Source organism: Neisseria sp. P0006.S004, from assembly GCF_051963015.1.
GTDB lineage: Bacteria > Pseudomonadota > Gammaproteobacteria > Burkholderiales > Neisseriaceae > Neisseria.
In genome coordinates this window covers 405,597-431,516 of sequence record NZ_JBQCUS010000002.1, presented here as the reverse complement: position 1 = coordinate 431,516, position 25,920 = coordinate 405,597, and the positions used below count along the sequence as shown (strand labels likewise).

26 protein-coding genes and 2 tRNA genes are annotated in these 25,920 nt (G+C 48.3%); 14 read left to right on the top strand and 14 right to left on the bottom strand.

The window, feature by feature from the left end; genetic code table 11:
* Positions 1-168: 168 nt before the first annotated feature.
* Together rpmA and rplU are read right to left on the bottom strand one after the other, a co-directional pair.
* The gene (rpmA, locus tag ACTHR2_RS05060) at positions 169-441 is read right to left on the bottom strand and encodes a 50S ribosomal protein L27 (protein ID WP_002212328.1); all 273 of its coding nucleotides are present in this window, start codon (positions 439-441) and stop codon (positions 169-171) included.
* A 27-nt stretch (positions 442-468) separates the two neighbouring features.
* Complete coding sequence (gene rplU, locus ACTHR2_RS05055) at positions 469-777, bottom strand: 50S ribosomal protein L21 (RefSeq protein WP_002216394.1); 309 nt, start codon at positions 775-777, stop codon at positions 469-471.
* A gap of 263 nt (positions 778-1,040) precedes the next feature.
* On the opposite strand from rplU, the gene ispB reads away from it, so the two are divergent.
* The 3 genes from ispB to ACTHR2_RS05040 all read left to right on the top strand — a co-directional run bounded on the left by ispB (position 1,041) and on the right by ACTHR2_RS05040 (position 2,559).
* Positions 1,041-2,015, top strand: a complete 975-nt coding sequence (gene ispB, locus ACTHR2_RS05050; RefSeq protein ID WP_049321986.1) for an octaprenyl diphosphate synthase — start codon at positions 1,041-1,043, stop codon at positions 2,013-2,015.
* A gap of 4 nt (positions 2,016-2,019) precedes the next feature.
* The gene (locus ACTHR2_RS05045) at positions 2,020-2,466 is read left to right on the top strand and encodes a DUF441 domain-containing protein (RefSeq protein ID WP_004518807.1); all 447 of its coding nucleotides are present in this window, start codon (positions 2,020-2,022) and stop codon (positions 2,464-2,466) included.
* An 18-nt stretch (positions 2,467-2,484) separates the two neighbouring features.
* Positions 2,485-2,559, top strand: a tRNA-Arg gene (locus ACTHR2_RS05040).
* Positions 2,560-2,659: 100 nt separating this feature from the next.
* Here the strand turns inward: ACTHR2_RS05040 and ACTHR2_RS05035 are convergent.
* The gene (locus ACTHR2_RS05035) at positions 2,660-3,817 is read right to left on the bottom strand and encodes an NnrS family protein (RefSeq protein WP_114926066.1); all 1,158 of its coding nucleotides are present in this window, start codon (positions 3,815-3,817) and stop codon (positions 2,660-2,662) included.
* A gap of 86 nt (positions 3,818-3,903) precedes the next feature.
* Entirely contained in the window at positions 3,904-4,284 is a 381-nt protein-coding gene (locus tag ACTHR2_RS05030) for a hemerythrin domain-containing protein (protein ID WP_263340565.1), read from the bottom strand.
* A gap of 146 nt (positions 4,285-4,430) precedes the next feature.
* Here ACTHR2_RS05030 and ACTHR2_RS05025 point away from each other — a divergent pair, with 146 nt between their 5' ends.
* On the top strand, positions 4,431-4,889 hold the full coding sequence (locus ACTHR2_RS05025; protein WP_004518811.1) for an RrF2 family transcriptional regulator: 459 nt from the start codon (positions 4,431-4,433) through the stop codon (positions 4,887-4,889).
* 599 nt (positions 4,890-5,488) lie between these two features.
* Here ACTHR2_RS05025 and ACTHR2_RS05020 read toward each other — a convergent pair.
* From ACTHR2_RS05020 to ACTHR2_RS04985, 8 genes are all read right to left on the bottom strand, one after another.
* Positions 5,489-5,564 (bottom strand) — tRNA-Ile (locus ACTHR2_RS05020).
* Between the two features lie 93 nt (positions 5,565-5,657).
* Positions 5,658-6,509, bottom strand: a complete 852-nt coding sequence (folP, locus tag ACTHR2_RS05015; RefSeq protein ID WP_440375429.1) for a dihydropteroate synthase — start codon at positions 6,507-6,509, stop codon at positions 5,658-5,660.
* 84 nt (positions 6,510-6,593) lie between these two features.
* On the bottom strand, positions 6,594-8,255 hold the full coding sequence (locus tag ACTHR2_RS05010; RefSeq protein WP_440375428.1) for an electron transfer flavoprotein-ubiquinone oxidoreductase: 1,662 nt from the start codon (positions 8,253-8,255) through the stop codon (positions 6,594-6,596).
* A gap of 132 nt (positions 8,256-8,387) precedes the next feature.
* Positions 8,388-8,825, bottom strand: a complete 438-nt coding sequence (locus tag ACTHR2_RS05005) for an ExbD/TolR family protein (protein ID WP_003686804.1) — start codon at positions 8,823-8,825, stop codon at positions 8,388-8,390.
* A 3-nt stretch (positions 8,826-8,828) separates the two neighbouring features.
* Positions 8,829-9,488 (bottom strand): MotA/TolQ/ExbB proton channel family protein, encoded by a 660-nt coding sequence (locus ACTHR2_RS05000; RefSeq protein ID WP_049332314.1) that lies wholly within the window; start codon positions 9,486-9,488, stop codon positions 8,829-8,831.
* Between the two features lie 99 nt (positions 9,489-9,587).
* A complete protein-coding gene (locus tag ACTHR2_RS04995) occupies positions 9,588-10,517 on the bottom strand; it encodes an energy transducer TonB (protein WP_070588025.1) in 930 nt (309 codons plus the stop codon).
* Between the two features lie 350 nt (positions 10,518-10,867).
* A complete protein-coding gene (locus ACTHR2_RS04990) occupies positions 10,868-11,764 on the bottom strand; it encodes a tyrosine recombinase XerC (RefSeq protein WP_440375427.1) in 897 nt (298 codons plus the stop codon).
* A gap of 1 nt (position 11,765) precedes the next feature.
* A complete protein-coding gene (locus tag ACTHR2_RS04985; protein ID WP_263340549.1) occupies positions 11,766-12,194 on the bottom strand; it encodes an acyl-CoA thioesterase in 429 nt (142 codons plus the stop codon).
* A 150-nt stretch (positions 12,195-12,344) separates the two neighbouring features.
* Between ACTHR2_RS04985 and fba the strand changes: the two genes are divergently transcribed.
* Together fba and ACTHR2_RS04975 are read left to right on the top strand one after the other, a co-directional pair.
* Positions 12,345-13,409 carry a class II fructose-bisphosphate aldolase gene (fba, locus tag ACTHR2_RS04980; protein WP_003686828.1) on the top strand — a complete coding sequence of 355 codons (1,065 nt, stop codon included), beginning with the start codon at positions 12,345-12,347 and terminating at the stop codon, positions 13,407-13,409.
* Between the two features lie 128 nt (positions 13,410-13,537).
* On the top strand, positions 13,538-14,467 hold the full coding sequence (locus tag ACTHR2_RS04975) for a glycosyltransferase family 2 protein (RefSeq protein WP_107857931.1): 930 nt from the start codon (positions 13,538-13,540) through the stop codon (positions 14,465-14,467).
* 64 nt (positions 14,468-14,531) lie between these two features.
* Here ACTHR2_RS04975 and ACTHR2_RS04970 read toward each other — a convergent pair whose 3' ends face one another.
* Complete coding sequence (locus tag ACTHR2_RS04970; protein ID WP_263340544.1) at positions 14,532-16,208, bottom strand: formate--tetrahydrofolate ligase; 1,677 nt, start codon at positions 16,206-16,208, stop codon at positions 14,532-14,534.
* 176 nt (positions 16,209-16,384) lie between these two features.
* Between ACTHR2_RS04970 and ACTHR2_RS04965 the strand changes: the two genes are divergently transcribed.
* A complete protein-coding gene (locus ACTHR2_RS04965; RefSeq protein ID WP_263340542.1) occupies positions 16,385-16,816 on the top strand; it encodes an EamA family transporter in 432 nt (143 codons plus the stop codon).
* A 74-nt stretch (positions 16,817-16,890) separates the two neighbouring features.
* Here the strand turns inward: ACTHR2_RS04965 and ACTHR2_RS04960 are convergent, their stop codons facing one another.
* Positions 16,891-18,033, bottom strand: coding sequence for an extracellular solute-binding protein (locus tag ACTHR2_RS04960; RefSeq protein ID WP_440375426.1), 1,143 nt, complete (start codon positions 18,031-18,033; stop codon positions 16,891-16,893).
* 309 nt (positions 18,034-18,342) lie between these two features.
* Between ACTHR2_RS04960 and rpsT the strand changes: the two genes are divergently transcribed.
* The 7 genes from rpsT (at position 18,343) to lpxH (ending at position 25,900) form a co-directional block, all read left to right on the top strand.
* The gene (rpsT, locus tag ACTHR2_RS04955) at positions 18,343-18,606 is read left to right on the top strand and encodes a 30S ribosomal protein S20 (RefSeq protein ID WP_002212556.1); all 264 of its coding nucleotides are present in this window, start codon (positions 18,343-18,345) and stop codon (positions 18,604-18,606) included.
* A 169-nt stretch (positions 18,607-18,775) separates the two neighbouring features.
* Positions 18,776-19,915 carry a phospholipase A gene (locus ACTHR2_RS04950; protein WP_003748393.1) on the top strand — a complete coding sequence of 380 codons (1,140 nt, stop codon included), beginning with the start codon at positions 18,776-18,778 and terminating at the stop codon, positions 19,913-19,915.
* A gap of 152 nt (positions 19,916-20,067) precedes the next feature.
* A complete protein-coding gene (locus ACTHR2_RS04945; protein ID WP_070608526.1) occupies positions 20,068-20,748 on the top strand; it encodes a DUF502 domain-containing protein in 681 nt (226 codons plus the stop codon).
* 407 nt (positions 20,749-21,155) lie between these two features.
* Positions 21,156-21,548 carry a hypothetical protein gene (locus tag ACTHR2_RS04940; RefSeq protein WP_049332338.1) on the top strand — a complete coding sequence of 131 codons (393 nt, stop codon included), beginning with the start codon at positions 21,156-21,158 and terminating at the stop codon, positions 21,546-21,548.
* 55 nt (positions 21,549-21,603) lie between these two features.
* Complete coding sequence (aspS, locus tag ACTHR2_RS04935) at positions 21,604-23,412, top strand: aspartate--tRNA ligase (protein ID WP_440375425.1); 1,809 nt, start codon at positions 21,604-21,606, stop codon at positions 23,410-23,412.
* A 239-nt stretch (positions 23,413-23,651) separates the two neighbouring features.
* Positions 23,652-25,037, top strand: a complete 1,386-nt coding sequence (locus tag ACTHR2_RS04930; RefSeq protein WP_440375424.1) for a PIG-L deacetylase family protein — start codon at positions 23,652-23,654, stop codon at positions 25,035-25,037.
* Positions 25,038-25,189: 152 nt separating this feature from the next.
* Positions 25,190-25,900 carry a UDP-2,3-diacylglucosamine diphosphatase gene (lpxH, locus tag ACTHR2_RS04925; protein WP_440375437.1) on the top strand — a complete coding sequence of 237 codons (711 nt, stop codon included), beginning with the start codon at positions 25,190-25,192 and terminating at the stop codon, positions 25,898-25,900.
* Positions 25,901-25,920 lie beyond the last annotated feature (20 nt).

Here is a 25,920-nt window from a genome sequence, read left to right as displayed (position 1 = left end):
GAAAGAGTCGATAGAATAAAACAAAGGCCATCGATTGTAAGCACGTTTTTACTTTAGCCTTAATATAAATCAAGCTTCACGACATACGGATTTTATCAAACAGACAAAACAGTCTGACAAACAAAAACCGCATTCCGAAAAGGAATGCGGCTTTCAATCGTAAAACGATTATTCTTCAGAACCGGTGTAAGGACGGATGCTGACGGTTTTACGGTTCAGCGCGCCTTTGGTTTTGAATTCAACGTAACCGTCGACTTTAGCAAACAAAGTGTGGTCTTTGCCCATGCCTACGTTGTCACCTGCGTGGAATTTAGTACCACGTTGACGAACGATGATAGAGCCTGCCGGAATCAGCTCGTTGCCGTAGGCTTTAACGCCCAAGCGTTTGGCTTCTGAATCGCGACCGTTGCGGGTGCTACCGCCTGCTTTTTTACTTGCCATTTGTAATACTCCTGAACTTACTTGAAATTAGGCGATTGCCACGATTTCGATTTGGGTGAAATTTTGGCGATGGCCTTGGCGTTTTTGGTAGTGTTTGCGACGACGCATTTTGAAAATGCGTACTTTCTCACCACGACCATGAGCAACGACTTTAGCTGTTACTTTTGCACCTTCGATAAAAGGTGCGCCTACTTTTACAGATTCGCCGTCAGCAATCATCAAAACTTCAGTCAGTTCGATTTGGCTGTCGAGTTCGGCTGGTATCTGTTCTACTTTCAATTTTTCGCCAACGGAAACTTTGTATTGTTTACCGCCGGTTTTTACGACCGCGTACATACTCAACTCCATGAGAATTAGGTTAACATTCCGCACACCATGTGCGAAACGAGCTATTCTATTTCTATTTGCCTGTTTTGTCAAAATTTATTTTATTTACAACTGAAAAGGCCGTCTGAAAGATATGTTGCATGCTTTTTAACTGATATAATCACGCGCTGGATTGCTGATATCTTTATGCAACATTATTACCCCGACCGAATGTACGGGTTTAAACAGATTCATTGGAGCCACCGCTCCGTTTTATCAACAGAGAATGTTTTATGCTCGAAAACCTGCCTTACTTCCAACGCCACCTGCCCGATGACCTTGCCAAAGTTAATGCGGTCATCAACCAAGCTGTTCAATCCGATGTTGCGCTGATTTCGCAAATCGGCACATACATCATCAGCGCGGGTGGTAAGCGCCTGCGTCCGATTATTACCATTTTGGCAGGCAAAGCAGTCGGGCATGACGATGAAAAATTGTACTCGCTGGCAGCGATGGTGGAATTCATCCACACCTCCACCCTCCTGCACGACGATGTCGTCGATGAAAGCGATTTGCGCCGCGGCCGTAAAACGGCAAACAACCTCTTCGGCAACGCGGCGGCTGTTTTGGTCGGCGACTTCCTCTATACACGCGCCTTCCAACTGATGGTTGGTTCGGGCAGCATGCGTATCTTGGAAGTGATGGCAGATGCGACCAACATCATCGCTGAAGGCGAAGTCATGCAGCTGATGAACATCGGCAATACGGATATTACCGAAGAGCAATACGTCCAAGTTATCCAATACAAAACAGCAAAACTGTTTGAAGCGGCCGCACAAGTCGGCGCAATTTTGGGCAAGGCTTCCCCCGAACACGAGCAAGCTTTAAAAGACTACGGCATGTACGTCGGTACGGCTTTCCAAATCATTGACGATGTATTGGACTATTCAGGTGAAACCGAAGAAATCGGCAAAAACGTCGGTGACGATTTAGCAGAAGGCAAACCTACCCTGCCATTGATTTACCTGATGCGAAACGGCTCCGAGCAGGCTGCAAACGATGTGCGCCATGCTTTGGAAAATGCTGACCGCAGCTATTTTGAAAAAATCCACGACTATGTCGTTAATTCCGACGCTTTGCCATATTCGATTTCCGAAGCGAAAAAAGCTGTCGACAAAGCCATCGCTTCATTGGACGTGTTGCCTGACAGCGAAGTCAAAGAAGCCATGATCCAACTGGCAAAAGAATCTTTGGCCCGAGTATCTTAATCCGATGAATTTCAGCTTTGTCCCTTTGTTTCTGGTTACGCTGATTTTTTTGGGCGTCGTCAGCAACAACAACTCGATTACGATTTCGGCGGCGGTATTGCTGCTCATGCAGCAGACGGCCTTGTCGCAATATCTTCCCTTGGTGGAAAAACACGGTTTGCATCTGGGCATCATCCTGCTGACCATCGGCGTATTGAGTCCGTTGGTTTCCGGTAAAATCCAGATTCCGCCGGTTTCCGAGTTTATCAATTTCAAAATGATTGCTGCCGTCCTTATCGGCATTTTGGTTGCCTGGCTTGCCGGACGCGGCGTTCCATTGATGAGCGAACAGCCTGTTTTGGTAACCGGATTATTAATCGGCACGGTTATCGGCGTTGCCTTTGTCGGCGGCATTCCGGTCGGCCCTTTGATTGCCGCCGGCTTATTGTCTTTTTTTGCCGGAAAGGTTTAAAATCCCCTCCTTTACCGCCTCGCCATAGTTCAACGGATAGAACGTATGCCTCCTAAGCGTAAAATACAGGTTCGATTCCTGTTGGCGAGGCCACAGTTTCAAGAAAAGCCTTCATACTTTGAAAGGCTTTTTTATTATCAACAATAAAGGCCGTCTGAAACTTTTCAGACGGCCTTCTCATTTCGCCAAACCGTTAACCCGGACGACCATCCGAACGCGGACGGATCAGCCAAGGAATATATTTCCATGCGTACAACAGCAAAGAGGCGGCAAACAAAGCGGCGGAGCAACGAATACTGTGCGTGTATGCCGTACCGCTCACAAAGGTAGCCAAAACACGGACAACCGTTGCGGCTATCATCAACCAAAAGGCAACAGGAACCACTTTAGGCGGCGGATAAATAGAGTTGCCGGTATGGCCAAGCGCGGTTCGTGCCATCATGCCCAAAGTCAGCACGCCGATACCGCCAACGCCGATAAGGTGCACACCCAAATTCAGGAAACTTGAAATCCAATAGGAAAGACCGACCGCAATCAAGCCCAAGCCGGTAAACAGATAGCCGGCAAACAAAATCCAAAGCATAGGCTCTTTCAGCACGGCTTTATACCACCAGCGGTACACCTGCACGGTAAAAATCACACCAGCAGCCAGAGCAAACAACGCGGCCAGTCCCGGTAAAATGTTATGCGCCATCAGCATGGCGGTCAGCATAGGCAGCCAAAGTGAAGCGTGCGCCACCCATTGAGGACTGGGGATTTGCGGCACATTCAGACGTTTGGACGTAAAGAACGAGATAATCCGCATACCGATCAAACCGATAAATCCGGCCACCATAATCAAACCGGATTGCAAACCGGTCATCAGCGCGATGGCATCAAATGGCTGTACTTTCAGATGGAAGGCGAAATGGGTGCCGCCCAAAACAAAAATAGCGAACACAGCAACATAGTTGCGCTTGTTTTGAGAACGGATTACCGGCAAAGCCATGCATACCGCGCCATACCAGAAAAAGATCGTACCGAATATGCCACTTGCCGTTACCCCCCAACCGGGGATAAACATACAAATGCGGGCCAACAGCCAAAATGCGGTCAAACCGGCCAACGCCTTACCGCGTGTCGGCGGCTGGCCTGTCCAAGTCGCCACGGCCGTCAATAAAAATGCAATGACAACCAATCCGGCATAACCCCAAATCATTTCATGGGCATGCCAATAAAAACCCGGCAACTCAGGCGTACCCTGAAAGCCGAAGCCCCAAAGCAGTATAGACAATGCGCCATACAAAGCCGCCAACGAATAAAACGGGCGGAAGGCCATTGCCCAAACCGGGTGTTTGAACAAATCGGTCATGGTGGTTCCTTAAATTTTTATATCATCATAAAACAGCAACAGAGGCCGACTGAAACTTTTCAGACGGCCATCGACTCCTTTCCCTGTTACACATTTTCAGGCAAAGGCAAAAAAGGTTCAATCGCAGGGAAAAGCTCGCGCTCCTCAAAGCGCGCATGATCGCGCAAAGTGACAGCAAACTCCTTATTCCATGATTCATTCATATATTCAGGATGCGCCATCATCGCGCGCAATTTGGCATGATCGCCTTCAAAACGCTGACGCAACGCAGGCTCAATTTTATCCCAATACGGCGCAAACATGGTTTCCTCCTCCAAAAAATGTGGCTCAAGCTCCACAAAATGAGGATCCAGCTCCGCTTGATGGCTTTGCTCCGGCGTACGCAGGAGACGGACGCACAACGACAGCGAGCCATGATGTTCGCGGGAAAGTTCTATTAAGGCAGGATGGCGTTTCAAGGGCTTCATAAGTTCGTTATAATAGTAACAGTTTGTCAAACTGGATTAATTCAAATGTTTCGGATATTATGAAACCCAATCCCACATAAAGTCAAACAGCCCCTCTCCAAGCACTACGCTTTTGACATATAATAAAAATATCTAAAGAGCCAGCCATGTATCTGACCCAACATACCGATTACGGATTGCGCGTATTGGTTTATACCGCCATCAACGACGACACCCTCGTCAATATCGGCACCATTGCCGAGACTTACAATATTTCCAAAAGCCATTTGATGAAAGTGGTTACCTCATTAGTCAAAGGCGGTTTTCTGGTCAGCGTGCGCGGCAAAGGCGGCGGTTTGCGCTTGGCAGACAATCCTGAAAACATCAATATCGGCGCAGTCGTGCGCCATCTTGAGCCAATGCAGGTTGTCGAATGCATGGGCGATAACAACGAATGCCTCATCACCCCATCCTGCCGACTAACCGGTATCATTACCGGCGCCATCAAAGCCTTCTTCAATCATTTAGATCAATACTCACTGCAAGATCTGCTGGACAAGCCGACTTACGACATACTTTATACACCGCGCATCCCAATCAACGAAATACGCGGAACGGCCGACTAAATCTTCAGGCCGTCTGAAAACAATCCAGCCATACTGAAATAGTATTACTTAAAAAATAAAAAATGCCGTCTGAAATAAAGATTTGCAGACGGCATTTTTTTATAAAACACTCTACAGCTTAAATAGCTGACTTTCATTCGATAGGTTAATTTTTATGCTAAATATGTCGAATATAAGACAATAGAAAAACATAAAATAAGAATAATCATCGCAACCGTAAAATTTATTCTTAATATTTTCAAATAAAATTTATTAGATATTTTTTGTATTCCAAACAGTATCTTGTAAAATTTTAATTCCATACTTCTATGAGTAAATAGATATTCAAAAAAACCTATATCCATCCCTTCTGATTTTAATATTTTATATAGCATTACTAGATTAATGATAATTGCAATAAAATACAAAAATACTAAACAAAACAGAAAATAAGGCAATAACTCCACCAAACTACTCCTTCTTTTTTAAAAAGAATTTTCCCTAAAAAATATATTGGACGACATAACCGAATTGCTATACTCGACATTATATTCCAACCCTTCACAAACCAATAAATACAAAAATGCCCGAAGCCAAAAGCCTCGGGCATTTTTAATATTTGGTGGGTCCGGTGGGTTTCGAACCCACGACCAAGGGATTATGAGTCCCCTGCTCTAACCCCTGAGCTACAGACCCGTCAAGAGTAGATGCGGATTATAGCATAACTTGTTGCTTGTTCAAGATGCCGGGAAAATGTTTCAGACGGCCTGTTGATTTTCTATTCGGACATTATGCCGATACGCCCAATGCTTCCCAAACTTTCAAAGCGTCCGATGTTGCTTTGACATCGTGAACACGGATGATTTGCGCGCCTCTAGCCACTGTGGCCAAAGCGGCTGCAACGCTGCCGTGTACGCGTTTGGCGGCATCTTGTTCGCCTGTCAGTTCGCCAATCATACGTTTGCGCGATACGCCGATCAGAAGGGGGAATCTGGTTGCGTCCATCAACTCAGGCAAATGTTTTATCAGGGTAATGTTGTGTTGCAGGTTTTTGCCGAAACCGAAGCCGGGGTCTAGCGTGATGCGTTCAGGGGCAATGCCTGCTTGAACGCATTCTGCCGCGCGTGCTTTTAAATAACGCGCGACTTCTTCGACGACATCTTGATATTGCGGATTAAGCTGCATGGTTTTGGGCAAACCCTGCATGTGCATGAGACACACGCCTGTATTCGGCTGTTGCGCCAACAAGGCGACTGCGCCTTCATCACTCAATGCGGCAACATCGTTGATAATATCGATGCCGCCTTGCGCCAAGGCTTTTTCCATAATCGCAGTGCGGCGCGTGTCCAAGCTGACGGGAACATTCCACTTGGCCACTTCCGCCAAAACCGGCTGCACCCTTGCCCATTCTTCTTCAAGAGAAACATCATCCGAACCCGGGCGGGTAGATTCGCCGCCGATATCGAGAATATCCGCACCGTCTTTCAGCAGCTGCTCGGCATGTGCCAATGCTATTGAGACATTTTGCGAATAGGTGCCGCCATCGGAAAATGAATCAGGGGTCAGATTAACGATGCCCATGATTTTGGGTTTGTCTAAGGCGATTTCAAATCGGCCTGCCTGCCAAATGTGCGTGTTCATAATGCTTCCATTGATGAAATAATAGGATAGAGGCCGTCTGAAACTTTTCAGACGGCCTTTAGGTTTTGACTTCAAAACAATAAATTACATTCCGCCGTAATTCGGTCCGCTCGCGCCTTCAGGGCAAATCCAAGTGATGTTTTGCGTCGGGTCTTTGATGTCGCACGTTTTGCAGTGAACGCAGTTGGCGGCATTGATTTGCAGACGCGGACTGCCGTTTTCTTCGACGATTTCATACACGCCGGCCGGACAATAGCGGGTTTCGGGCGAGGCGTATTCTTTGTAGTTTACGTCTATCATGACCTGCGGATTTTTCAGTACCAAATGGTCGGGCTGATTTTCTTCGTGCGCAAGGTTAGCAAGGAAAACGCTGCTTAAACGGTCGAAGGTCAAAACGCCATCGGGCTTCGGATAATCAATCGGCTTGCATTCGGCTGCTTTTTTGAGCTGCTCGTTGTCTTTGCCGTGATGTTTCAAAGTCCACGGGGCTTTGCCTCTGAAAATCATTTGGTCGATACCGGTATAGATTGAGCCGAGGTAAACGCCCCATTTGAATGACGGACGAACATTGCGCGCGGCGTAAAGCTCTTGATACAGCCAGCTTTGTTCAAAGCGTTGCTGATAATCGGCCGCTTCTTTGCCGCTGTCGAAGCTTTCCACTTCTTCGAGGTTTTCTAACAAAGGAAATACGGCTTCTGCGGCAAGCATGGCGGATTTCATGGCCGTATGGATGCCTTTGATGCGCGGCATATTCAGGAAGCCAGCCGCATCGCCGACCAAAACGCCTCCTTTAAACGAGAGTTTCGGCAGGCTTTGCAAACCGCCTTCAATCAGCGAACGCGCGCCGTAAGCAATACGGCGGCCGCCTTCAAAGGTTTTGCGGATTTCGGGATGGGTTTTGAAACGTTGGAACTCTTCAAACGGCGACAGATAAGGGTTTTGATAATCCAAGCCGACCACAAAGCCGACAGCGACTTTGTTTTCGTCAAAATGATAAATAAACGAACCGCCGTAGGTTTTGCTGTCCAACGGCCAGCCTGCGCTGTGCATGACCAAACCGGGCTGATGTTTTTCAGACTGCACTTCCCAAATTTCTTTAATACCCAAGCCGTAAGTTTGCGGCTCACTGTTTTGGTCGAGTTGGAAACGTTCGATGACTTGCTTGGAAAGCGAGCCGCGACAGCCTTCGGCAAATATGGTTTGTTGCGCCCAAAGCTCCATGCCGGGCTGAAATGAATCGGTCGGTTCGCCGTCTTTGCCCACGCCCATATTGCCGGTCGCAATACCTTTGACCGAACCGTCTTCGTGATACAGCACCTCGGCAGCGGCAAAGCCCGGATAGATTTCCACGCCCAAATTTTCCGCCTGCTCCGCCAGCCAGCGCACGACTTCGCCCAAGCTGGCAATATAGTTCGCATGGTTGTCGAAATTCGGGGTAACCGGCAAGTTGAAGGCTTTTTTCTCGGTCAGGAACAAAACCCTGTCCTTCGTCACTGTACGCGTCAGCGGCGCGCCTTTTTCTTTCCAATCAGGAATCAGCTCATTCAAAGAAATCGGATCGATGATGGCACCGGCAAGCGAGTGCGCACCGGCCTCTGAACCCTTCTCCACCACACAAACGCTGATTTCGCGTCCATTCTTTTCGGCAAGCTGCTTGAGTTTGATGGCGGCAGACAAACCCGACGGGCCTGCGCCGACAATCACGACATCGTATTGCATACTGTCGCGTTCGATGGTTTCTGTCATAGTGGTTCCTGTATTGTCATTATTCAATTTAATCCGCTAATTATACAGCCTGGACATATAGTTACCAAATACAACAAAAGGCCGTCTGAAACTTTACTCAAATTTCAGACGGCCTTTACCGTGTTCAAAAGATTACTGCGCTTTGGTTTCCGTTACAAAACCAATTTTGCTGATACCGGCTTCGCGCGCCGCTTGCAGGGCTTGGTTGACATAATCGTATTCAACCGCTTTATCCGCCGCAATCGCCACAATCACATCTTCGTTTTTCGCTTTGGCTTCTTTCAGCTTGGCAGTTACCGTTGCCAAATCCACTTTGGTATCTGAATCGCCGCCAACGACATAAGCACCACTGGCATCAATGCTCAACCGCAAAGGATCTTTAGGCTGCTGCTTATCCTCTTTCGCCGCTTTTTCCGAAGCAGTCGGCAACTCCAAAGGAATCGAGTGGGTCAGCACCGGCATGGTAATCATAAATACAATCAGCAACACCAGCATCACGTCCACCAAAGGTGTAACGTTGATATCCGACATCGGCGCATCATCGCCGGAATTCATTGATCCGAAAGCCATGGTTTAATCCTTTTGGTTCAGAAGGCGGACATGCAGGTCATGTGCAAATGCGTCCATATCTTGCGCGATGGTTTTCGTACCGCGATTGAGGAAGTTGTACGCCAATACGGCCGGAATCGCCACAAACAGGCCGACAGCAGTCGATACCAAAGCCTCACCAATCGGACCGGCTACCGCAGCAATGCTCATTTGACCGCTTTCGCTGATGCCGATCAGGGCATGGTAAATACCCCAAACAGTACCCAACAGGCCGATAAACGGAGCGGTTGCGCCGATGGAGGCCAACGCGGTCATGCCGTAGTCGAACTGACGCATGGTTTGGGACATGCTGTTGCGGATGTGAACGACCAAGTATTCGTTCAAAGGCAATTCGTCAATCAGCGATTTGCTTGTCGTTTGACGGTAGTTTTGGTATGCGCGCAGAGACTCATCGGCAACATTGCTCATCGGTGCTTCTACCGCTTTGGCTTTTTGTACGGCGTCAGCCAGCGTAAACGCATTCAGCATCAGCTCTTTTACCTGAGCATTGCCTTTTTTCGCTTTACGGTATTTGATGCAGCGGATCACGATAACGCTCCATGTTACCACGCTCATCAACAACATCAGGACAAATACACCAATCAGTACCACATCACCTGATTTGAAAACTAAACTTAAATCCATAATTTTTCCAAGTTAAAAATAAAATTAAAATTTCTATCGGGTCATTTAAAAATTTCCCAACAGCATATATTTCTAATCAATCAGCTTAGGCCTAGATACTTATTCGAGCGTGAATTTGACAGGTACTTTAAATTCAGTCCAAACGCTTGCATGACAGCTACCATCTTTAACGGCTTTACGCGCTGCATTATCCAGACGACTATAACCACTTGATTTATTCACACTAATTGAATCCACTTTACCGCCGGGACCAACCAAGACTTTCAAAACAACCAAGCCCTCTTCACCATTTTCAGTGGACAGTGAAGGATACGGAGGTCTTGGAATATGGCAGGTTCCTTTTGCAGGATTGCCTTTACTGCTGCCGGCACCTGTACCGCTGCCACCACCTCCGCCACCGGTACCGGAGCCATGTTCGCCTTTCGCACCACCGCTGCCGGATCCGCTGCCTTCGCCACGGCCGCTGCCTGTACCTTTCGTACCGCCGCCGTTACCTTTACCTTCTCCGCCCAAGGCTTTGCCTTCGCCGTTGCCTTTACCGTTTTCAGCAGTATTCGGCCCGGTTTTGCTGCCTGAGTATTCCGATGCTTTTGGAGACGGTTTAGGTTCCGCCTTCGGCTCTGGTTTTGGTTCAGGTTTTGGCTCGGGCTTCGGCTCAGGTTTGGGTTCCGGCTTAGGCTCGGGCTTAGGTTTCTCGATAGGTTTCGGTTTTTCCTTTTGCTGTACGATATCCGCTTTTTCTTTTTTCGTTACCACAGGTTTGATAACAGGTTTGGGCGGCTCGACAGGCTTAGGTTTGGGTTTCGGCTTGGGTTTAGGTTGTTCTGGGGTGGGCTCGGGGGCTGCAGGTGCGCCTTCGCCCTCAGGACTACCGTCGCCACCGCCGAAATCGCCTAAATCGACAAATTCAATATTCGCCATTTCGACAGGAGGCGGTTTGTGCGCGTGCCATAAAAGTGCAACCAAGCCGACGTGAATCAACGCAACGGAAGTCACGACGGCTGGAGTTAAAATTCGTTTTTTATCCATAATTCCGTTATGTTAATAGCAACAATTCCCGTTTGCAAGTCGTTTTACAGTCAAAATAAGCATTAATGCTTATAGAGAAAGTTTATAGACCTGCTGTTTTAAAGGCTGCATATCATAATATGATATTAGCTCTCATTACTAATATTATCAAACAAAAGGTCGTTTTAAAAGATAAGCGGTAAGAAAAACAGCCTATTCTTCCGGTGTTTATGCTATCCGCACATTAAACCAATATCGAAACCTCATCAGACCGATAAAAATTCAAATGGTTTCAAATCATCTGTATTTTTTATCCATAAAACATCAGGCCGTCTGAAAACATTCTTTCAGACGGCCTGATTCAAACAAAATCATTTTTTCCGTTTCGCCCTTGGGTGCGCCTCATCATAAATGCGCGCCAAATGGTCAAAGTCCAGCTTTGTATAAACTTGCGTAGCGGAAAGGTTGCTGTGACCCAACAATTCCTGTACGGCGCGGATATCGCCCGATGCCTGCAAAAGATGGGTTGCATAGCTGTGGCGCATCATGTGCGGCGAGATATGGCTGGCGCTGCCCACGCGCACTGCCCACGCCTGCAGGCGTTTTTGGATTTGACGTTGCCCCAGCCTGCCACCGTTCTTATTTGTGAACAAGGCCTGCTCGCCCTCTTTGGCAATACGCACTGCCAAATAATCGCGCAATGCCGCAATGCTTTTGCCCACCAAAGGCACTTGCCGCTGCTTGCCCCCTTTACCCTTCACACTGACCCAGCCTTCGTCCAAGACAATACCGTCCAGATTCAAACCTTGTATCTCGCTCAGGCGCAAACCGCTGCCATACATCAATTCAAACATGGCCTTATCGCGCACGTCCAACTCGTCATCAACTGGCGCATGGTCAAGGATATGGTTTAAAGGTTCTTGCGGCAGCGCTTTGGGCAGGCGTTCGGGCAGGCGCGGCGCTTTCATATTAAATGTCGGATCACTTTCCATGACTTCTATCTGTACCAGCCAACTGCAATACTGCCGCCACACCGACAATTTCCGCGCCAAGCTACTTTCGCTTAAGCCCTTTTGCGACAGCTTTTTCAATACCGCCACAAAATCACGGCGCGTCGGCAGGCCGTTTTCAAGATTATCGGGCAACAGGAGCATCAACTCACTCAAATCGCGCCGATAAGCGGAAACGGTATGCTCCGACTTGCCTTGTTGCAGCAAGGTTTTCAGATAGCGTTCAAGATGAAACGCAAAATTGTTTGATTCCGCCATTTCAGACGGCCTCCAATGCTACTTTCAAGGCCGAAGGCAGACGACAGACACGCTGCTTGCCATAATCGAAACACACCATACCTGTCTGCACTTTCGCCAGCACAAGGCCATCTGAAATCCTGCGGATACGGTACAGCAAAGAAAAGCCCACTCCGGCCACACCCGCCGCCCCCATTTCCACCGACAGCTCATCGCCATGATGACCTTGCGCCAAATACTGCACCGCCGCATCCGCCATAATCAGGCCTGCCCCTCCAGCATCCATTTCGCTCCAACCCAGCTTCGCCAACCAACGCATCCGCACTTCATGGCACAAACGCAACACAGCATCGTTCGCCAAATGGCCGCCATAGTTCACATCGCCCACCTGCACCGTCAAGGCCGTCTGAAACAAAGGCTTATCACACTCGGCCACCGAAATCCTATCCATTTTGCACACCCGTTTTCAATACCACGCCATTATAAACCGAGACCCTGTTCGTTAATATATAAAAACAATGTAGCAGCTTGTAGTTTTTCATTTCAAAAAACATTATAATTTATCGGATAAATTTACCCTTCACTACTTCAGGAGCTTCTCATGGCACTCGTATCCATGCGCCAATTATTGGACCATGCTGCCGAAAACAGCTACGGTCTGCCCGCATTCAACGTTAACAACCTCGAACAGATGCGCGCCATCATGGAGGCGGCCGACCAAGTCAACGCCCCCGTTATCGTTCAAGCATCCGCAGGCGCACGCAAATACGCAGGTGCCCCATTCCTGCGCCATCTGATTTTGGCCGCAGTTGAAGAATTCCCGCACATCCCTGTCGTAATGCACCAAGACCACGGCGCATCTCCTGATGTGTGCCAACGCTCCATCCAACTGGGCTTCTCCTCTGTGATGATGGACGGCTCGCTGATGGAAGACGGCAAAACCCCTTCTTCTTACGAATACAACGTCAACGCCACCCGTACCGTGGTCAACTTCTCCCACGCTTGCGGCGTGTCCGTCGAAGGCGAAATCGGCGTATTGGGCAACCTCGAAACCGGAGAAGCCGGCGAAGAAGACGGCGTCGGCGCAGTGGGCAAACTTTCCCACGACCAAATGCTGACCAGCGTCGAAGATGCCGTACGTTTCGTTAAAGATACCGGCGTTGACGCATTGGCTATTGCCGTCGGTACCAGCCACGGTGCATACAAATTCACCCGTCCGCCCACAGGCGACGTATTGCGTATCGACCGCATCAAAGAAATCCACCAAGCCCTGCCCAACACCCACATCGTGATGCACGGTTCCAGCTCCGTTCCGCAAGAATGGCTGAAAGTCATCAACGAACACGGCGGCAAAATCGGTGAAACCTACGGCGTACCCGTAGAAGAAATCGTCGAAGGCATCAAACACGGTGTCCGCAAAGTCAACATCGATACCGACTTGCGCCTCGCCTCTACCGGTGCCATCCGCCGCTTCATGGCAGAAAACCCATCCGAATTCGACCCGCGCAAATACTTGAGCAAAACCGTCGAAGCCATGAAACAAATCTGTCTTGACCGCTACCTCGCATTCGGTTGCGAAGGCCAAGCCGACAAAATCAAACCGATTTCTTTGGAAAAAATGGCAACCAAATACGCCAAAGGCGAATTGAACCAAATCGTTAAATAATCCGTAGATCGGATTCACACTAAGGCCGTCTGAAAACTTGAAAATAAGGTTTCAGACGGCCTTAGCTTTGGGGAAATTTATAGTAAAATCTTCCACCGACTACACATCAAAACACATCGAAAGCAAACATGAAACTCGCCGTTATTTTGCCGGCCTATTGTGCCGAAGCTTATTTGCCCGAATGCTTGGATTCGGTATTGAATCAAACATTCCGTGACTTTTTCGTCATCGCCATCAACGATGCTTCAACAGACAAAACCGGCGAAATCCTCGAGGCTTACGCAACTAAAGATTCACGTTTGCAGGTTTTCCACCTTCCGGAAAACAGGGGCGAGCCGTTTGCCTGCCAATTTGCCATGGATATGCTCAAAGACGTAAAGGTCGAATATGTGGCACGAATGGACGCAGACGATATTTGCGCCTTGGATCGTTTTGAAAAACAGATTCAGTTTTTAGACAGCCATCCCGAAATCGATATTGTCGGCAGCCAAGCCACCATCTTTTTCGACGACCAAACCGGAAGAGAACCCGTTTTAAGCGACCTCCCCCTGCTCGACAAAGACATTAAAGCCTTTCTCTCCTTTGCCGCCCAAAACATGTTCAACCCCACCACCATGTGGCGGCACGATAGCATTAAAAACCTTGGGATAAACTACACCGCGACAGAAACCGCTCCCGATTTCCATATGTGGGTACAATGCGCCCTACATGGCAAAACCTTTGCCAACCTGCCCGAGTCTTTGTTGTCATACAGGATACACACAAATCAAGAAAGCAAAAAAAGAGACAAAATCAACAGATCCGTCCAATACACCATGGAGTTGTGGATCAGTCATCTCTTCCCTGATTTGAACGCGACGGAAGTAACGCTCTTAAGCCGCATCTTGTACGAAAAGCAACTGCGCTTGACCACCGAAGAGCTGAAAACCATTTTTGCCGCGTATGACAGAATCAGTAAGGACCGCAGCATTTCTTTGTTTGGCGAAGACCGCAATACGATGTTCGACATGATAGACAATTTCTTCAATTTCTTAAAAAGCCGGTTGAAATTCACTTAAATTATAAAAGGCCGTCTGAAACCTCGTTTCAGACGGCCTTTATCTATTTCAAAATCAATCTAAATCAGAACAAGCCATGAATCACGCCGTCTGCATCCACATCGATTTTCTCGGCAGCTGGAACTTTCGGCAGACCCGGCATCTTCATCATATTGCCGCACAACGCAACAATGAAGCCCGCACCGGAAGAAACGGTAATGCCGCGCACGGTAATGCGGAAGCCTTCAGGGCAGCCCAAGAGTTTGGCGTTGTCGCTCAAAGAATATTGGGTTTTCGCCATGCAGACCGGCATTTTGTCCAAGCCCAGTTTTTCCAGTGAAGCGATTTCGGCAGACGCTTCCGCGCTGAAATCGACATCTTCCGCGCCGTACACTTTTTGGGCAATCGCACGGATTTTGTCTTTAATGCTCAACTCAACATCGTAGGCAAAGCCGAAGTTATTCGGTTGATTTTCGATGGCGTTGACAACTTTGTGCGCCAAGTCTGCGCCACCCGCGCCGCCTTTGCCCCATACTTCGGTCAAAGAAACTTCAACACTATGTTCCGCACAGGCTTTTTCAATCATGGCCAACTCGGCATCGGAGTCGGACACGAAGCGGTTGATGGCAACCACCACAGGCAGGCCGAATACGTTTTTCAGGTTGGAAATGTGTTTCAGCAGATTAGGCAGGCCTTTTGCTAAGGCTTCAAGGTTTTCTTCGCCGAGGTTGGCACGCTCCACGCCGCCGTTGTATTTCAAAGCGCGGACAGTGGCCACGACAACAGCCGCATCAGGTTTCAAATCCGCCAGACGGCATTTGATGTCGCAGAATTTTTCCGCGCCCAAATCCGCGCCGAAGCCTGCTTCGGTTACGGCATAATCGGCAAGGTGTTTCGCCAAACGGGTGGCCGTTACAGAGTTACAGCCGTGGGCGATGTTGGCGAACGGGCCGCCGTGTACAAAGGCCGGAGTGCCTTCGATGGTTTGCACCAAGTTAGGCTTAATCGCATCTTTGAGCAATGCCGCCATCGCGCCATTCGCTTTCAAATCTTTGGCGTAAACAGGGCTGCCGTCTTTGGCATAGGCGACAAGGATGTTGCCCAAACGCTCTTTCAAATCGCTGATGTCTTTGGCAAGACAGAATACCGCCATCACTTCGGAGGCAACGGTAATGTCGAAACCGTCAGGACGCATCACGCCGTCAACAGGTTTACCCATGCCGTCGATGATGTTGCGCAACTGACGGTCGTTCATATCGACCACGCGACGCCACAGCACACGTTTCGGATCGATGTTCAACTCGTTGCCTTGGTAGATATGGTTATCGAGCATGGCGGCGAGCAGGTTATTCGCCGCACCGATGGCGTGGAAGTCGCCGGTAAAGTGCAGGTTGATGTCTTCCATCGGCAAAACTTGGGCATAGCCGCCGCCTGCCGCACCACCTTTAACACCAAACACCGGACCCAAAGAAGGCTCGCGCAGGGCAATAACCGAGTCTTTGCCGATGTGGCGCAATGCGTCCGCCAAACCGATGGTTACAGTGGTTTTACCCTCACCCGCAGGAGTCGGATTAATGGCGGTAACCAAAATCAGACGGCCTTGTTTTTCCGGCAGCTTGAATGCCTCGGCAGGATTGATTTTGGCTTTGTAATGACCATAGGGCTCAATGTTGTCAACGTTCAAACCCAGCTTGGCGGCAATTTCACCAATTGGGCGCATGGTGGAAGACTGGGCAATTTCAGCATCGGTTTTGAAGCTCATGATTTTCCTTTATTGAGTGAGGGAAGCCGTCTGAAACAATACAATAAAGACGGCTGGAAGAAAAAGAATATTCGTTCTATTATAGCGTTTTCCAAAGACAAACCGCAGTGAAAATTTCGATATTTCATTAACAAGCGGATTCATATTGTCAACAATTTGAAACAAAGGAATAAAATATGAGTAGCAACGCATGGCTGTTTTGGGCATTGGCATCGGCGGGCTTTGCCTCATTGACCGCCATTTTCGCCAAAATGGGTTTACAGGGCATAGATTCAGATTTCGCCACCTTTATCCGCACCTTAGTCATCCTCGCCGCTTTGGTATTGTTTTTAACCTACACCGGCAAATGGCAGGGCGTGAACAGCTTTACCGGCCGCAACTGGACATTCCTCATCCTATCCGGCCTCGCTACCGGCGCATCTTGGCTCGCCTACTTCAAAGCCCTGCAACTGGGCAATGCCTCACAAGTCGCACCCGTCGACAAATTCAGCCTGGTTTTAGTCGCCTTGATGGCCGTCGTTTTCTTAGACGAACGCCCGAGCACGCAGGAATGGATAGGCTTGGGCTTGGTAACCGCAGGCGTATTGACTTTGGCTTTAAAACGATAAAGATTGGAAGATCAAAAAGGCCGTCTGAAAAATTTCAGACGGCCTTTGCTTTGCTTCAAACAATCAGATCAAAATTAATTTGAACCAACTTTGATTTTTTGCCATAAGTTGACAGACAGCTTTTTCGCATCTGCGCTCATTTGAGGCATGACGAAACCGTCTTTCATGTCTTGTTCGTTCGGGAAAATAGAACGAGTGTTCACCAGCTCTGCAGGCATTTTTTCGCGTGCAGGTTTGCTGGCAGGTGCGAAGGTTACGGCGATACCGTTTTTCGCAGCCACTTCGGGATCAAGTGTGTAGTTGATGTATTTGTGGGCATTAACAATGTTTTTCGCATCGGCCGGAATCAACCAAGATTCAATCCAGAAGCCCATGCCTTTCGGCGTCAACACTTCAATGCCAACATTATTTTTCACTTCTTCAGAACGCGCTTTGGCCAAGTTCAAGTCGCCGCCATTACCTGCCGCCAAGCAGATGTCGCCGCGTGCCAATTCGTCAATGATGGAAGGGCTGAAACGTTTTACATCAGGACGGATAGACTTCAACACTTCCGCCGCCGCTTTCAAATCTTCAGGATTCGAGCCTTTAGGATCTTTACCCAAGTAGTTCAACAAGATTGGGAACATTTCGCTCGGGGTATCCCACAAAGCGATGCCGCAAGATTTCAGCTTATTGGTGTATTCAGGTTTGAACAGCAAATCCCAGCCGTTTTCAGGCAATTTTCCGCCCAAAAGCCCCTTGCCCTTCGCCGTAATCGCAATCGTATTCACGCCTGAGAAATATGGGACGGCGTATTGATTGCCAGGATCGGCGGTTTCCAACATCTTCAGCAATTCAGGGTCGATGTTTTTGTAGTTCGGAATCAAGTCCTTATTGATTTTTTGGTATGCACCCGCCTCAATTTGGCGCGGCAGGAAGGCAATACCGGGCACAACCAAGTCATAGCCGGATTTGCCGGTCAGCATTTTGGCTTCCAGCGTTTCGTTGTTTTCATACAAATCGTAAGTCAGCTTCAAATTGTTAGCTTTTTTGAAGTCTTCGACTGTACTTTCGTCAACGTAGTTTGACCAGTTGTAGATATTCAAAGTATCGGTAGCGGCTGCCTCGGCATTGGCAGCAGGCGCACTGCCTGCTTGAGGTTGCTCGGCTTTTTTCTCGCCACCGCCGCACGCGGCCAAAGACAATGCGGCCAATACGGCTAATACAGATTTTTTCATACGGGCAGATTCCTGATGAAAGAGTGGTTAATGTCAATAAAATAAGAAACCCTGCACCCCATAAACACCCCGGCGCAGAGTTAGGCTATTGTAATGGAAACGTAAGCAAACGCAAAGCAATATCCATCTGATTTTTATTGAAATAAGGCAAAGCAACACCATCTTTTTCCCAAAAGCGTTGCACCGGCTGTCGTTTTTGGGCAAAATACGGCTGATTTGCGCGCGTTTATAGAGAAAAAGCTTGCATATAAGGAAATCTGTCTTTAAAATTGCGCGTTTACAGAATTTATTTTTCAGGAGATATTCAATATGGCAAACAGCGCACAAGCCCGCAAACGTGCCCGCCAGTCGGTTAAACAACGCGCCCACAACGCCAGCCTGCGTACTGCATTCCGTACCGCTGTGAAAAAAGTGTTGAAAGCAGTTGAAGCCGGCGACAAAGCTGCTGCTCAAGCAGTTTACCAAGAATCCGTTAAAGTCATCGACCGTATCGCTGACAAAGGCGTATTCCACAAAAACAAAGCAGCCCGTCACAAAAGCCGTCTGTCTGCTAAAGTAAAAGCTTTGGCTTAATACTGACGCAAATGCCGAAAATCCTGACAACCAAAGCAGGATGAATCGAGCTGATACGATGCCCCTGAGGTCCTGCCTTTCAGGGGCATTGCCGTATTCACCGCCCAAACCGACTAAACAAAACCATTTACCCTTTCATCAGGCCGTCTGAAAAACAACGGAAACTCTCATGAACAAGATGTTGAAACATTCCCTAAGTATCGGATTCATTGCCGCAGCCCCGCTGGCCGCCGCCGATACCGCCCTACACTGCACCACCATTCAAGACAACGCCACCCGTTTGGCGTGTTACGACAACATCTACTCGGCACAACTCCCCCCTCAATCCCCACTGCCGCAAGCGCAAACCGAAACCGCCAAAACACCGGTTGACCTCGAAAAAAGCGTGCGCAAGAGCATTGAGAAAAAAGAAGCGGCCATTGTATTCGACAACCCTACCCATCCGAATATTTCAGACGACGTATTAAGCGAAACTGCCGACAGCTACACGCCTCTAAGCCTGATGTACGATTTGGATAAAAACGACACACGCGGCCTATTGAGCGTACGCGAGCACAACCCTATGTACCTCATGCCCGTTTGGTACAACAGCAGCCCCAACTATTACCCGGAATCCCCCAGCCGCGGCGTAACCACACAGGAAAAATTCAGCGAGCAAAAACGTCTCGAAACTAAAATGCAGGTTTCCTTCAAAAGCAAGATTGCCGAAGATTTATTCAAAACCCGTGCCGACGTATGGTTTGGCTACACCCAAAAATCCGACTGGCAAATCTTCAACCAAGGCCGCAAATCCGCTCCGTTCCGCAATACCGACTACGAGCCCGAAATCTTCATTACCCAACCCGTTAAAGCAGACCTGCCTTTCGGCGGCAAACTGCGCATGGTCGGCGCAGGTTTTGTTCACCAGTCCAACGGTCAAAGCCGCCCGGAATCGCGATCATGGAACCGCGTTTATGCCATGGCCGGCATGGAATGGGGCAAGCTGACCGTTATTCCTAGAGTTTGGATGCGCGCCTTCGACCAAAAAGGAGAGGACGACGACAATCCTGACATCAACAAATACATGGGCTACGGCGACTTGAAAGTCCAATACCGCTTCAATGACAAACAAAATGTTTATTCCGTCCTGCGTTACAACCCGAAAAGCGGACGCGGTGCCGTTGAAGCGGCCTATACTTTCCCCATCAAAGGCAAACTCAAAGGCGTTGTCCGCGGCTTCCACGGCTACGGCGAAAGCCTGATTGATTACAACCACAAACAAAACGGCATCGGCTTCGGCCTGATGTTCAACGACTGGGACGGTATCTGATTCTCCTCATATTGTTTCAGACGGCCTTTGCAATCAAGGCAGCCATCTGAAACAATGAAACAAAACAAGCCATTCGTTTAAAATACTCGTTTCCTAGCGTCCAAACGCGTATAATGCAAAGTTTGGGCAAAACTTGCCGGAATGAAACAAAGATGACAGAAGCCGCAGCCGAAAGCGGAAAAATCGCCAAGGCTTTAAAGAAATACCTAATTACAGGCGTGCTGGTTTGGTTGCCGATTGCCGTAACCATCTGGGCGATGAGCTATATCATCTCCGCCGCCGACAAACTGATCAACCTATTACCGGAAAGCTGGCAGCCCCAGCATTTCTGGGGGTTCAACATTCCCGGCTTGGGCATCGTCGCCGCCACAGTCGTCTTGTTCGTTACCGGTGTATTCGCCGCCAACGTATTGGGCAGACGGATTCTCGGCGCATGGGACAGCCTTTTGGGTCGGATTCCCGTCGTCAAATCCATCTACTCCAGCGTTAAAAAAGTTTCCGAATCCCTGCTCTCCGACAGCAGCCGCTCGTTCAAAACCCCCGTACTGGTTCCCTTTCCGCAACCGGGCATTTGGACGATAGCCTTTGTTTCCGGCCATATCCCCGACAAACTCAAAGGCAGCCTGCCGCAAGACGACGACTATATTTCCGTTTACGTCCCAACCACGCCCAACCCGACCGGCGGCTATTACATCATGGTTAAAAAAAGCGACGTTCGCGAGCTGGACATGAGTGTGGATCAGGCATTGAAATATGTGATTTCACTGGGCATGGTGATGCCGGATGAAATACAAATTAAAACCATCCAAGATAAAAAAACTGATAGTTTATAGCACTTATTAATCAAATTCTTAACAACAGAATAATGCATAAATATACATTAATCATAATATTTAGCCTATCCCAAAAAATATAACCACTAAGGAATTACCACAAAGCTCGCACTTACTAATTCATGATGACTGACAACCTACACAGACTGCGAACTTACTAGAAGTATCTAAATATGATTGAATGTAATAGTAATTTTGCGATTTTTTGGAAACGTAGTTATTATAAAGCGGAGAACTGCGCAGTAACTGGAATAGCCCCCTGCATATTTAATTTCAAAGATATTTAGGAAATACTTTAAGCATGGTTACACAAGGCAAAGAGAATGACTCACACAACCATGCCAATATCATTACCACAGCACTAATCCGTAAATAAATCTCCTCACATTTTACTCACAGGGATAATCATGAAACGGGAAATACTATCTATTATTTTTCTAGCTACATATAGCTCACTAGCATTTTCATCAGGGGAGCTTTCATGCAAAAAAATCATACCCATTAATGTAACAGAGGGTTGGAAAAGGAATTGTACTTATCATGGCTCATCTATAAATGAAGCTTATCAAGAATATCGCAATCTAACTCAAAATCTAGGCGAGGCCCCAAACGTTCTTCCAAATAAAAATCGTCGATATAAAACTTCTAGAAATGAAGTAGAAATTAATATTAATTGGAAAAATAAGAATCATGTGTTTGTAGCACAGACTTATCCCGAAGCCGAAAACTCAGGAATGGAAGTAGGCTTTAAAAAAATTAAAAATGTGATTCAAATTACAGAAATTGGTTGGACACCATAATTACCAATTTCTTAGTTATAAATTAAACACTTCAATATATAAACAAGGAAATAATATGCGTACCAACTATTGCGGCCTTATCAGCGAGCAATACTTAGACCAAACCGTTACCGTCAAAGGCTGGGTACACCGCCGACGCGACCACGGCGGTGTGATTTTTATTGACCTGCGCGACCGCGAAGGCATCGTTCAAGTCGTTATCGACCCTGACACTCCGGAAGCATTTGCCGCTGCCGACTCTTCCCGCAACGAATACGTTTTGAGCATTACCGGCCGCGTACGCAACCGTCCTGAAGGTACAACCAACGACAAAATGATTTCCGGCAAAATCGAAATCCTTGCCAAAGAAATCGAAGTCTTGAACGCTGCCGCTACGCCTCCGTTCCAAATCGACGATGAAAACATCAGCGAAAACGTTCGCCTGACCAACCGCGTTATCGACTTGCGCCGTCCTACCATGCAACGCAACCTGCGCCTGCGTTACCAAGTCGCTATGGGCGTTCGCCGCTACTTGGACGCGCAAGGCTTCATCGACATTGAAACACCGATGCTGACCCGCTCCACTCCAGAAGGCGCACGCGACTACCTCGTACCAAGCCGCGTTCATCCGGGCGAATTCTTCGCTCTGCCGCAATCTCCACAATTGTTTAAACAACTGTTGATGGTTGCCGGTTTCGACCGTTACTACCAAATCACCAAATGTTTCCGTGACGAAGATTTGCGTGCCGACCGTCAACCTGAATTTACCCAAATCGACTTGGAAACCTCGTTCTTGAACGAGGATGAAATCATGGACATCACCGAAGGCATGGCCAAACAAGTCTTCAAAGATGCTTTGAACGTAGATTTGGGCGACTTCCCACGCATGCCTTACTCTGAAGCCATGTTCTACTACGGCTCTGACAAACCGGATATGCGCATCAACTTGAAATTCACCGAGTTGACCGACCTGATGAAAACAGAAGAATTCAAAGTCTTCCGTGGTGCCGCCGACATGAAAGGCGGCCGCGTGGTCGCTCTGCGTGTACCGAACGGCGCAAAATTCAGCCGCAAAGAAATCGACGAATACACTAAATTTGTCGGCATCTACGGCGCGAAAGGTCTGGCATACATCAAAGTAAACGATGTGAGCAACCTCTCCAACGGCGAAGACAGCGGCCTGCAATCTCCAATCGTCAAATTCCTGTCTGAAAACGCCCTGAAAGAAATCATCGAGCGTACCGGCGCGCAAAACGGCGATATCATCTTCTTTGGCGCAGACAAAGCCAAAGTCGTGAACGAAGCCATCGGCGCGCTGCGTATCAAAATCGGTTTAGAACACGGCAAAGACAGCGGCTACTTCGTAGACGAATGGAAACCTTTGTGGGTTGTCGATTTCCCAATGTTCGAATACGACGAAGAAGCCGACCGCTACGTAGCCGTACACCATCCGTTCACCGCGCCTAAAGAAGGTCATGAAGACCTGATGGTTTCCGATCCTGCAAACTGCCTGGCCCGTGCCTACGACATGGTATTGAACGGCTGGGAAATCGGCGGCGGCTCTATCCGTATCCACCGTGCAGACGTACAAGAGAAAGTGTTTGCCGCGCTGAAAATCAGCCCTGAAGAGCAACAAGAGAAATTCGGCTTCCTCTTGGACAACCTGAAATTCGGTGCACCTCCTCACGGCGGCCTTGCATTCGGCCTCGACCGTCTGGTTACCCTGATGACCGGTGCTGAATCTATCCGCGACGTGATTGCCTTCCCGAAAACACAACGTGCACAATGTCTGCTGACCAATGCACCTAATGTGGTCGACGACAAACAACTTCGCGAGCTAAGCCTGCGTCTGCGTCAGAAAGCAGTTGAAACAAAAGAAGCATAATTTATCGGCTTAACCTTTAAAATATCAAGGCCGTCTGAAATTTTTGAAATTTCTTTCAAACTTTTCAGACGGCCTTTCTGTATTTTAGTCGTTTATATATAATCAACTCATAAACTGTTTTATTTTAAACGTTCACTTTAATGACGTTAGAGTATAAAAAACAACCGTTTGTAAGAAAAACAAACAAATAAGCTCCACAAGCACTATCATGACTGTTACAACAATAAAGGAACCAAACAATGTTTCTGATACTAACGGGGCTGATACTGACTTTTTTTATTTTATTGTTTATTATTACTTCAATTATTCACAAAAAACAGTTTGCCTATAACACACACCAAGACTATAACTATCCCTCCCTCCCCTCTACCGCGCATGCAACCCTCAAAGGCGGCAGCCTAACCTTGCCCGCCACTGTCAGCGGACGGGATACCGTCATTGCCAAAATCCGTATCAAGTCCAACTGGATGGGACTGCTGTTCTTGCCTTTTATCGAAACCATTTCGTCCAAAGGAAAATGGAAGCAATATTTCGAATACGGTGCAAAAGGCGTGCGCTATATCAATCTGAGCGACACCTTCTCCGACAGCGACAAAACCGTCCGTTTGGAAGGCAAATACCTGACTTTGGCCGATCAAGAAATCGAACTTTCCGTTTATCCGCGCGAAAACCTCGACCGCAAAAAAATCCTTGTCCTCGCACCTCATGCTGACGATGCCGAATTAAGCGCATACGGTTTGTACGAAAAACACGCCGCCAATTCAATGATCTGCACTTTAACCGCCAGCGAAGGCGGCAGCTTCCACTATGGCAATCTTTACAGCACATGCGACTGCGACACCCAGGCACAATATCTGCAAAAAGGCCGGATGCGCGTTTGGAACAGCCTGACCGTTCCCCTTTTGGCCGGTGTGCCGTCTGAAAACATCCTGCAACTGGGCTACTTCGACAGCACTTTGACCGCCATGCGTCAAAATCCGGAAAAAGAGATTAAATCGACCAAAATCGATACGACCGATGTCGATATTTTCCGCCGTGCGAACACCTCCTCATTGGCGAAGCACCTCAAGCCCGGCTCGACTTGGAACAGCTTGGTGGACAACCTTAGCTATCTGATAGAAACGTTCCAGCCGGATGTTATCGTGACACCGTCCCCCAATATTGATGCGCATCCCGACCATCAACATACTGCGCTGGCCGCCATCGAAGCCCTGCGCAAAATCGATTACCGTCGCGGCAATCTGTTTTTGCACACCATACATTATCTGAGCGACGACTTCCCTATCGGCAAAGTAGGGTCTTCCCTTAGCCTGCCACCATCCTTCGAGCAACCGTTTTACTTCCAAAGCATCTATTCCCATCCTTTGGATAAAGAAGAGCAAAACCGCAAACTTCTCGCCCTTGACGCCATGAACGACATCCGTCCTAATTCAGACGGCTATATGCGTTGGAGCACCATGATATTCAAAGGTTTAAATAAACTGCGACACCACGTCCTCCATCTCGACAAAGACTTGGTCAACCGCTTTGTCCGTAGCAACGAATTCTTCTATACCGTCCCCATCAGCGACTTGTACCAAGAAGAGACGCTGAAACAAATCACCTATCAGGGCAAAGCCCAATAAACCAAAAGGCCGTCTGAAAAGATGTTTCAGACGGCCTTTATCACACCAAATCAAAACAATAAAATCACTGCATTACAAACGAAAAACACCAAGCCCAAATCCAAACGCGACAACCCAAGTTATAATAAAACCCTTCCCATACGCCCCACATCATCATGCCGATTTACTTCATCGCCGATTTGCACCTGAGCGAATCCCATCCTCAGCTGACCGCACTTTTCCAGAAATTTATCCAAGAAAAAGCCGTTCACGCCCAAGCCGTATACATTCTTGGCGACCTTTTCGATTTTTGGATCGGCGATGACGAAAACAGCCCTTTGGTTCACACCATCAAGCAAACTATCCGCAGCCTGACCGAGCGCGGCGTCGCCTGCTATTTTATCCATGGCAACCGCGACTTCCTCATCGGCAAAGCCTTCGCCCGCGATACCGGCATAACCTTACTGCCCGAGTACGCCGTTATCGACCTGTTCGGCACACCCACCCTGCTCTGTCACGGCGACACCCTCTGCACCGACGACCATTCTTATCAAAAATTCCGCCGTACTGTCCATCAAAAATGGCTGCAACGCCTGTTCCTGTTCCTGCCACTCACACTCCGGCTGAACATCGCCACCAAAATCCGTAAGCAGAGCAAACAGGACAAACAACACAAAACCACCGACATCATGGACGTCAATCCGGCCTTTACCCACGAAACCGTCCAACGCTTCCACACGCCCCTGCTCATCCACGGCCATACCCACCGCGAAAACATCCACCGCAACGCCGATTACACCCGCATCGTACTCGGTGACTGGCGCGACAATTACGCCTCCATTCTCGAAGTCGATGCCGAAGGCTACCGTTTTATCGCCTTATAAAACATCAGGCCGTCTGAAAA

What these genes read in the sequence shown, in the direction of transcription:
- rpmA (WP_002212328.1), bottom strand. Translation starts at nt 441, where the DNA reads ATGGCAAGTAAAAAAGCAGGCGGTAGCACCCGCAACGGTCGCGATTCA.
- rplU (WP_002216394.1), bottom strand. Translation starts at nt 777, where the DNA reads ATGTACGCGGTCGTAAAAACCGGCGGTAAACAATACAAAGTTTCCGTT.
- ispB (WP_049321986.1), top strand. Translation starts at nt 1,041, where the DNA reads ATGCTCGAAAACCTGCCTTACTTCCAACGCCACCTGCCCGATGACCTT.
- ACTHR2_RS05045 (WP_004518807.1), top strand. Translation starts at nt 2,020, where the DNA reads ATGAATTTCAGCTTTGTCCCTTTGTTTCTGGTTACGCTGATTTTTTTG.
- ACTHR2_RS05035 (WP_114926066.1), bottom strand. Translation starts at nt 3,817, where the DNA reads ATGACCGATTTGTTCAAACACCCGGTTTGGGCAATGGCCTTCCGCCCG.
- ACTHR2_RS05030 (WP_263340565.1), bottom strand. Translation starts at nt 4,284, where the DNA reads ATGAAGCCCTTGAAACGCCATCCTGCCTTAATAGAACTTTCCCGCGAA.
- ACTHR2_RS05025 (WP_004518811.1), top strand. Translation starts at nt 4,431, where the DNA reads ATGTATCTGACCCAACATACCGATTACGGATTGCGCGTATTGGTTTAT.
- folP (WP_440375429.1), bottom strand. Translation starts at nt 6,509, where the DNA reads ATGAACACGCACATTTGGCAGGCAGGCCGATTTGAAATCGCCTTAGAC.
- ACTHR2_RS05010 (WP_440375428.1), bottom strand. Translation starts at nt 8,255, where the DNA reads ATGACAGAAACCATCGAACGCGACAGTATGCAATACGATGTCGTGATT.
- ACTHR2_RS05005 (WP_003686804.1), bottom strand. Translation starts at nt 8,825, where the DNA reads ATGGCTTTCGGATCAATGAATTCCGGCGATGATGCGCCGATGTCGGAT.
- ACTHR2_RS05000 (WP_049332314.1), bottom strand. Translation starts at nt 9,488, where the DNA reads ATGGATTTAAGTTTAGTTTTCAAATCAGGTGATGTGGTACTGATTGGT.
- ACTHR2_RS04995 (WP_070588025.1), bottom strand. Translation starts at nt 10,517, where the DNA reads ATGGATAAAAAACGAATTTTAACTCCAGCCGTCGTGACTTCCGTTGCG.
- ACTHR2_RS04990 (WP_440375427.1), bottom strand. Translation starts at nt 11,764, where the DNA reads ATGGCGGAATCAAACAATTTTGCGTTTCATCTTGAACGCTATCTGAAA.
- ACTHR2_RS04985 (WP_263340549.1), bottom strand. Translation starts at nt 12,194, where the DNA reads ATGGATAGGATTTCGGTGGCCGAGTGTGATAAGCCTTTGTTTCAGACG.
- fba (WP_003686828.1), top strand. Translation starts at nt 12,345, where the DNA reads ATGGCACTCGTATCCATGCGCCAATTATTGGACCATGCTGCCGAAAAC.
- ACTHR2_RS04975 (WP_107857931.1), top strand. Translation starts at nt 13,538, where the DNA reads ATGAAACTCGCCGTTATTTTGCCGGCCTATTGTGCCGAAGCTTATTTG.
- ACTHR2_RS04970 (WP_263340544.1), bottom strand. Translation starts at nt 16,208, where the DNA reads ATGAGCTTCAAAACCGATGCTGAAATTGCCCAGTCTTCCACCATGCGC.
- ACTHR2_RS04965 (WP_263340542.1), top strand. Translation starts at nt 16,385, where the DNA reads ATGAGTAGCAACGCATGGCTGTTTTGGGCATTGGCATCGGCGGGCTTT.
- ACTHR2_RS04960 (WP_440375426.1), bottom strand. Translation starts at nt 18,033, where the DNA reads ATGAAAAAATCTGTATTAGCCGTATTGGCCGCATTGTCTTTGGCCGCG.
- rpsT (WP_002212556.1), top strand. Translation starts at nt 18,343, where the DNA reads ATGGCAAACAGCGCACAAGCCCGCAAACGTGCCCGCCAGTCGGTTAAA.
- ACTHR2_RS04950 (WP_003748393.1), top strand. Translation starts at nt 18,776, where the DNA reads ATGAACAAGATGTTGAAACATTCCCTAAGTATCGGATTCATTGCCGCA.
- ACTHR2_RS04945 (WP_070608526.1), top strand. Translation starts at nt 20,068, where the DNA reads ATGACAGAAGCCGCAGCCGAAAGCGGAAAAATCGCCAAGGCTTTAAAG.
- ACTHR2_RS04940 (WP_049332338.1), top strand. Translation starts at nt 21,156, where the DNA reads ATGAAACGGGAAATACTATCTATTATTTTTCTAGCTACATATAGCTCA.
- aspS (WP_440375425.1), top strand. Translation starts at nt 21,604, where the DNA reads ATGCGTACCAACTATTGCGGCCTTATCAGCGAGCAATACTTAGACCAA.
- ACTHR2_RS04930 (WP_440375424.1), top strand. Translation starts at nt 23,652, where the DNA reads ATGTTTCTGATACTAACGGGGCTGATACTGACTTTTTTTATTTTATTG.